Raw genomic sequence first — 7,645 nt, forward strand, 5'->3', positions numbered from 1 at the left:
GTATCCGAAGGGATACTACGGCACGATGGCGTATCGTAGCCACTCAATTACGCTAAGCCAGCTCCAGCATCGTGATCTCGGGCGGGGCGCCGACGCGTACGGGCGGCCCCCAGAACCCGGCCCCCCTGGTGACGTAGACCTGCACCCCGTCCACCGTGGCCAGGCCGGAGACCACGGGCTGCTGCAACCCCACGACCAGGTTGAACGGCGCCATCTGGCCGCCGTGCGTGTGCCCGGACAGTTGCAGGTCCACGCCATGGCGGGCGGCCTGGTCCACCTGGACCGGCTGATGGGCGAGCAGCACCGTGGACCGGCTGGTGTCGCGGTTGCCGAGCGCCTTGTCGAAGTCGGGGCCGTCGCCCTGGGAGATCCCGTTGAGGTCGTTCACTCCGGCCAGGTCTAGCACGGCGCCCTGATGCCTGATCTCCACGCGCTCGTTTCGCAACGGGCGTACGCCGAGCTGCCCCAGCTCCTCGATCCACTCGGCGAACCCGCCTGGGGAGAAGTATTCGTGGTTGCCGGTCACGAAATATGCCCCGTAGCGGGATTCGAGGCTCTTCAGCGGCTGCGCCAGCGCGCCCAGCTCCGCGACCGACCCGTCCACCAGGTCGCCCACGATCGCCACGACGTCGGCCTGGAGCCCGTTGATCATGCGGACGATGCGCTCGGTGTGTGCCTTGCCCGTGAGCGGCCCCAAGTGGATGTCGCTGACCACGGCGAATCGCAGGCCGCCGAGCCGCTGGTCCAGGTTCGGCAGCGTGACCTTGACCCGCTCGATCACGGGATCGCCGAGGGCGTTCGGGACGCCGTACCCGACCGCGCTCAGCGCACCGGCCCCGGCGATGGCGGCGGTGGCGCGCCCGAGGAACACCCGCCTGGTCAGCGGAGCAGGCGGCGGGGCCGCACCCGGCGGGACCGTCTCGACGGGCGAAACCGCCTCGACCGGCGCGGCGTCCTCGACCGCCGCCGCGGTGCTCACCCGGACCGCGACGGGCTCGGGCTCCGGCGTCCGCTCGGCCCCGAGCTCGGGCTCCCGTGCCCGTTTCCGCTCCGCCCGGCGCAGGAACGCTCCCGCAACGGCCCGCGGGATCTCCAGCAGCACGAAGAACAGGAACAGGTAGAACAGCAACGCCAGCCAGATGTACCCCGGCCAGGCCAGCAAGTGCCCGAGCTCCATCCGCGTGCTGACGAACGTCCCCACCACCAGCACGAACAGACCCACCATGCCCCAGGTCAGCGCCTTGCGCAGCCGCCCGGGGCCCGTGGTCGAACGCACCAACCGGTGCCAGAGGTAATAGTGCGCCAGCAGGACGAGGCCGACGAAGATCAGGACCACCACGTATTCGATGCTACTTACGATTTGGCCGCTGGCTTCTTCGCGGGAGCCTTTTTCGCAGGAGCCTTCCTGGTGGTGGTGGCCTTCTTCGGCGCGGGCGCCCGCTCACGCCGCTCGGCCAGCAGCTCGGCCGCCCGCTCGATCGTGATGTCCTCGACCGTGTCTCCCTTGCGGAGGGAGGCGTTGGTCTCGCCGTCGGTCACGTACGGGCCGAACCGCCCCTCCTTGACCACGACCGGCTTCTTGGAGTTGGGGTCGTCGCCCAGCTCGCGCAGCGGCGCCGCGGCCGCGGCCCGCCGCCCGCGCTGCTTGGGCTGCGCGAACAACTCCTTCGCCTGGTCGATGGTGACCGTGAGCAGGTCCTCCTCGGAGGCCAGCGAACGCGAGTCCGTCCCCTTCTTCAGGTAGGGGCCGAACTTCCCGTTGTACGCCACGACCTCCTCGCCCTCCAGCTCGCCCACGAGCCTGGGGATCGACATCAGCTTGAGCGCGTCCTCGAGCGTGATCGTGTCCAGCGACATCGTCTTGAACAGCGAGCTCGTACGGGGCTTCGGCGCGTCGGCCTTCTTCGTCCGCCGCTTGGGAGCCTCCTCGTCCACGGTCGGCTCGGGCAGGACCTCCGTCACATAAGGCCCGTAGCGGCCGTCCTTGGCCACGATCATGTGCCCGGTCACCGGGTCGTGTCCCAGCTCCCGGTCGCCCGTCGGCCGCGAGAACAGCTCCTCGGCCTTGTCCGCGGTCAGCTCGTCAGGCGTCATGTCCTCGGGCACGTTGACCCGGGCGCCGTCCCTGTCCAGGTATGGCCCGTAGCGCCCGACCCGCAGGACGATGTCCGATCCCCTGACCGGGAACGAGCTGATCTCCTTGGCGTCGATGTCACCGAGGTCGGTGACCATCTCCTTCAGACCCTCGTCGCCGTCGGAGCCGTAGTAGAACCGCTGCAGCTCCGGCACCCGCTCCGCCCGGTCGTTGGCGATGTCGTCGAGCACCTTCTCCATCTCGGCCGTGAAGTCGTAGTCGACCAGGTTGCCGAAATGTTGCTCCAGCAGGTTGACCACCGCGAACGCCAGGAACGACGGCACCAGCGCCGTGCCCTTCTTGAACACGTAGCCGCGGTCGAGGATCGTCCCGATGATCGAGGCGTACGTCGACGGCCGCCCGATCTCCCGATCCTCCAGCTCCTTGACCAGCGACGCCTCGGTGTAACGCGCGGGCGGCTTGGTCGAGTGCCCGGCCACGTCGAGCCTGGTCACGCTGAGCGGGTCGCCTTCGGCCAGGTTCGGCAGCCGCTTCTCGGAGTCGTCGCGGTCGGTGGACGGGTCGTCCGCCCCCTCGACGTACGCCTTGAGGAACCCGTAGAACGTGATCGTCCGGCCGGACGCGCTGAACTCGACGTCCTCGCCGGCCGCCGACCTGCCGCCGACCTTCACCGTGACCGACTCGCCGACCGCGTCCTTCATCTGCGAGGACACCGTACGCTGCCAGATCAGCTCGTACAGGCGGAACATGTCGCCCGACAGCCCGGTCTCGCCGGGCGTCCGGAACGCCTCGCCCGAGGGCCGGATGGCCTCGTGCGCCTCCTGCGCGCTCTTGACCTTGCTGCTGTAGACGCGGGGCTTGTCCGGGACGTACTCGCGGCCGTACAGCTTGATCGCCTGTGACCGCGCGGCTGCCACCGCCGTCTCCGACAGCGTGATGCTGTCGGTACGCATGTACGTGATGAAGCCGTTCTCGTAGAGCCGCTGGGCGACCTGCATCGTGTACTTCGCGGAGAACCCCAGCTTCCGGCTGGCCTCCTGCTGCAATGTGGTCGTCCGGAACGGCGCGTACGGCTTACGCGTGTACGGCCTGCGCTCGACCGACCTGACCGCGAACGACACCCCTTGGAGCCGGCCGGCGAGCTCGCCCGCGGCCGCCTCCGACAGGTGCAGCACGTCGGCGTTCTTGAGCTGCCCGGTGCTGGCGAAGTCGCGGCCCTGCGCCACCCGCTTGCCGTTGACCTGGGTCAGCGTCGCGGTGAAGTCGCGCGGCCGCTCCTCCGGCTTGTTGGTGTCGAACAGCGCCTGCAGGTCCCAGTAGTGGGCAGGCGTGAACGCCATGCGCTCCCGCTCACGCTCCACCACCAGCCTGGTGGCCACGGACTGGACGCGGCCGGCCGACAGCCGGGGCTTGACCTTCTTCCACAGGACGGGGCTGACCTCGTAGCCGTAGAGCCGGTCGAGGATGCGCCGGGTCTCCTGGGCGTCCACGAGGCGGAGGTTGAGGTCGCGCGGATTGGCCACGGCGTCCTGGATGGCCTGCGGGGTGATCTCGTGGAACACCATGCGGTGCACCGGCACCTTGGGCTTGAGCACCTCCCGCAGGTGCCAGGCGATGGCCTCGCCCTCGCGGTCCTCGTCAGTGGCCAGATAGAGCTCGTCGGCGTCCTTCAGCAGCTGCCGCAGCTTGGCGACCTGCGACCTCTTGTCGGGGTTGACGACGTACAGCGGCTCGAATTCGTGCTCGACATTCACCCCGAGACGCGCCCATGGCGCCCCCTTGTACTTCTCGGGGATGTCGTCGGCTTTCTCCGGCAGGTCGCGGATGTGGCCGATGCTCGATTCGACGATGTAGCCGCGCCCGAGGTACCCGGCGATCGTCTTCGCCTTGGCGGGCGACTCGACGATCACCAGGCGTGTTCCGCCGGCGCTGCCGTTCTTGGCTGGCACGCTGCTTCCTACCTCGCTGTTCGCTTGCAAAATCCCCCTGCCGGGAGTCGGCACAGACTGAAAGGTAACCCGACTCGCGGAAATTTCCTTCCCCCGGGCTACCCACTACCTTCCGGGTCCACCCACAAGCACGCAGAATAAGCCCCATCGAGCGGCATGGCGCCCTGACTCACCCTGGAGACTAATCGTTGTGCTCGACTACTCCTACATGGACATCTTCATACCGCGCGACCTCACTCGCGAAGCAGCACGTCAACTGCTGACCGAACACGCAGAGTACGGTCAGTGGGAGCTCGCGCGCGTACGCGTACACCCTGACGGGAGCCGGCACGTACGGCTGCGCCGCAAGGTCATGCGGGTACGCCGCACGCTTTGAGCGCGGACATGGCTTTGCCCGCCCCGGGCCGCGCCCCCGGAACGGGCAAAGCATCTATCGCTGACTGCTCACAGGCTGTGAGCAGCAGCCGTATCTGTATACGTACTCGCCGATTCCCTCACTTCCGGGCAGGCCGGAAGAGGCTACTTGCGGACGAGCCGGATACGGCGGGCCGACGCGAACAGCGTCGCCGAGGCGGCGAACATGGCGCCGAGCGCGAGGGCCAGCAGCGAGCCAGGGTTCATCCCGGTGAAGCCGGCAGGCTGCTCGGCGCTCATGAGGCCGATGTCGCCGACGGGCAGGCCGCGCGTGACGGAGTTCACCGCGCCGCCGACCGGGGTGGAGGAGACCAGGTCGGTCGCCGGGCTGAGCGGGGAGGACGAGCGGGCCGACGAGCCGCGGTCGGCGCGGCCGGTGTGCGCGGTCTTCGCCGCCTTGGCCGGCGCCTGCGCCTGGCCGGGCAGGCCGGGCAGCTCGGGCAGCTGCGGCAGGCCGAACGTCCTCGCGGCGTCCTCGACCAGCGGCACCTGCTGCGTCAGCCCGGCGACGTCCTGCAGCTGGGCACCGCCCGCCAGGTCGTGCACGTGCCTAGTGACACCGTTGACGTCCTGCAGCGACCCGATCGCCGGCGCGCTCTCCAGCGCCCCCACGGCCGGAACGCCCTGGAGACCGCCGACAGCCGGGACGGCGGCCAGCGTGGGCAGCAGACCGCTCTTCGCGGCGGTGGCCTTGCCTGCGCCGGCGTGGGAGAACCGGTACGGGCCGTCGTGCCCGGGCTTGCCGACGTGGGCCCCGCCCAGGCACCCGGCCGCGGCGTCGCCCAGGACGGCGACGGCGTTGCCGCAGACGTTCACCGGCGCGGCGATCGGCGCCACGATCTGGTTGCCGGCCAGCACCCCGCCCCTGCCGGACGTCCAGTTGCCGCCGCCGCCACGCTGCGAGACGCCGGCTCCGCCCTTGCAGTGGGCCTCGGACGCTCCGAGCACCGCGGCCGCGTTGCCGCAGATGTTGATGGGCGCGGCGATCGGCGCGACCGCCTGGTTACCGCTCAGCACCCCGCCCTGCCCTGACGTACGGTTGCCGCCCGCGCCGGAGTTGTGGACCTTCGCGCCGCCCTTGCAGCCGGCGAAGGCGTGCCCGAGCAGGGCGGCCGCGTTGCCGCAGATGTTGACCGGCGCGGCGATCGGCGCGACCGCCTGGTTACCGCTCAGCACCCCGCCGCGCCCCGACGTGCGGTTGCCGCCGGCGCCCGCCTTGCGAACCGAGGCGCCGCCGTCGCAGCCCGCGGTCGCGTTGCCCACGGCGTTGCCGCAGACGTCGACCGGCACGCTGATCGGGGCCACGACCTGGTTGCCGCTGCCCACCCCGAAGCGCCCGTCGGTGTCGTTGCCCGCGCTCATGTGGTGCTTGCGGTAGCCCGGCCCGCCGTTGTTCACGGAAGAGCCGCCCTTGCAGCCCGAGAACGCCCGCCCGAACACGGCCACCGAGTTCCCGCAGATGTTGACCGGCGCGCTGATCGGCGCGACGACCTGGTTGCCGCCCAGCACGCTTCCGTCACCGGAGGTGCGGTTGCCGCCGGCGCCCGTACCGGTGTTGTGGACGTTCGCGCCGCCCTTGCAGCCCGCCGTGGCGTCGCCGAAGATCGCCACCGCGTTGCCGCAGGCGTTCAGCGGAGCGGAGATGGGCGCGACGACCTGGTTGCCGCCGAGCACGCTCCCCTTCCCGGAGGTACGGTTGCCGCCCGCGCCGCCCTTGCCCTGGTTGCGAACGGTCGCGCCGCCCTTGCAGCCGGCGTCGGAGCTGCCGAACAGCGAGACCGCGTTGCCGCAGGCGTTGACCGGGGCGCTGATCGGAGCGTTGACCTGGTTGCCACCGCCGACCGAACCGTCGCCAGAGGTCCTGCTGGAAATGCCGCTCCTGCCGTCGTTGACGACCTCCGCGCCGCCCTGCGAGGAGGCCTCTGCCGAGCCGGCCGCCGCGACGGCGTTGCCGCTGATGTCGATGGGGAGGGAGATCGGCAGGTCGACCTGGTTGCCGCCGCCGACGGAACCGTCGCCTGAGGTGTCGGCGAGGGCGGTGCCGCCGCCGAACGACATGACCGCCACCGCGAGAAGGGCGGCAGGGGTCGATGCCTTGGCCCACGTACGCATGATGAATGCTCCTAGTGGTTCTTGGGGGGATACCTGAACGGATCGCGGGCAGCCCGAGACCGGGTGAGGTTCACGCACAGCGGAGACCTCGGATCCGCGAACCGGTTTGACTGACGTGTCATCCGCCGGCGGAGGGGATCAAGCCGCGCTCCGCCGCTGTCGCATGAAAGATGCGACCAGTGTGATGTGAAGGCGGGGGTCAGTCAGGTGAGAAAGAAGGGTCGTCCGCCGCTGTGCGGACGACCGGGGGCGGCACGTACGCCGGAACAGCACGCCGCGCCTGGAGCCGCGGGTCGAAGACTGACCTCGCGATGTCCCCCGTGGCGGACCCGAACGGGCCGCTGCCACCGCCGTTGGGCACCAAGCCGTTGGTGTCCAGGATCTTTCCGGCGGTGGACGGTGATGGAAGGCCAGGATCCCGCTGGCTGTTGAGCCCGTCGACCGTGCGCCCGGCCATGGCCTCGGCGTTGTCCGACGCCGAGCCGTCGTCCGAGCCCACAAGGGCATGGGGTGCGAACTCCTGAGGCGAGTCGCCGGCCACCGCCGCACCGGCATCCGGGGCTGCCGCGGCAGCGGAATTCGCTGTCGCGGTGGCGTCCGCGGCGGAATTCGCCGTCGCGGCGGCTTCTGCAGCCGCCGGAGCAGCGGTGAGCATGCCGAACAGAACAGCGAGCAGCCAGCCGGCGACCGCAAGGGCACCGATCGTGGCTGCCCGCACGACGACCCGACGGGCACCGGCCGCGAACCGCGCCATCCGGTGAGCCCGATCGTCAGTCGCGTCCTGCCCCGGGACGGCCATGGGCGGACGGCACACGGCGAGGGACATCTCCCTCAACCGCCGCACCGTCGCGCGCACCACTTGACCTCCCGAATTCCCGAACCGGTCCCACGATGGTGGGGCCGGTCCATGGACTCACCCCTCAACGGTCCGTAACCGTAGCAGCACCCAAGGTTGCCGCAACCGCTTTTCACGTACGCCCCAGAAATTCACCAACACCCCATGCCGCAAACCCACCTCAACCACCCCATCACCCCGGCACCCACGCCAAGAGACCGCCATCGAAGCCCCCCGCCC

At 70.2% G+C, this 7,645-nt stretch carries 5 protein-coding genes; 1 reads left to right on the top strand and 4 read right to left on the bottom strand.

Going from position 1 to position 7,645, the window contains the following annotated elements; all coding sequences use genetic code 11:
• Window positions 1-52: 52 nt before the first annotated feature.
• Together ETD86_RS33520 and topA are read right to left on the bottom strand one after the other, a co-directional pair.
• Window positions 53-1,339 (bottom strand): metallophosphoesterase, encoded by a 1,287-nt coding sequence (locus ETD86_RS33520; protein ID WP_138670658.1) that lies wholly within the window; start codon window positions 1,337-1,339, stop codon window positions 53-55.
• 14 nt (window positions 1,340-1,353) lie between these two features.
• Window positions 1,354-4,044, bottom strand: coding sequence for a type I DNA topoisomerase (gene topA / locus ETD86_RS33525; RefSeq protein WP_138670659.1), 2,691 nt, complete (start codon window positions 4,042-4,044; stop codon window positions 1,354-1,356).
• Window positions 4,045-4,234: 190 nt separating this feature from the next.
• Here topA and ETD86_RS33530 point away from each other — a divergent pair, with 190 nt between their 5' ends.
• A complete protein-coding gene (locus ETD86_RS33530) occupies window positions 4,235-4,420 on the top strand; it encodes a DUF5703 family protein (RefSeq protein WP_090772450.1) in 186 nt (61 codons plus the stop codon).
• Between the two features lie 143 nt (window positions 4,421-4,563).
• Here the strand turns inward: ETD86_RS33530 and ETD86_RS33535 are convergent, their stop codons facing one another.
• Window positions 4,564-6,570 carry a chaplin family protein gene (locus tag ETD86_RS33535; RefSeq protein WP_138670660.1) on the bottom strand — a complete coding sequence of 669 codons (2,007 nt, stop codon included), beginning with the start codon at window positions 6,568-6,570 and terminating at the stop codon, window positions 4,564-4,566.
• A 199-nt stretch (window positions 6,571-6,769) separates the two neighbouring features.
• A complete protein-coding gene (locus tag ETD86_RS33540; protein ID WP_246148590.1) occupies window positions 6,770-7,396 on the bottom strand; it encodes a hypothetical protein in 627 nt (208 codons plus the stop codon).
• Window positions 7,397-7,645 lie beyond the last annotated feature (249 nt).

The organism is Nonomuraea turkmeniaca, assembly GCF_005889735.1.
Taxonomy (GTDB): Bacteria; Actinomycetota; Actinomycetes; order Streptosporangiales; family Streptosporangiaceae; genus Nonomuraea; species Nonomuraea turkmeniaca.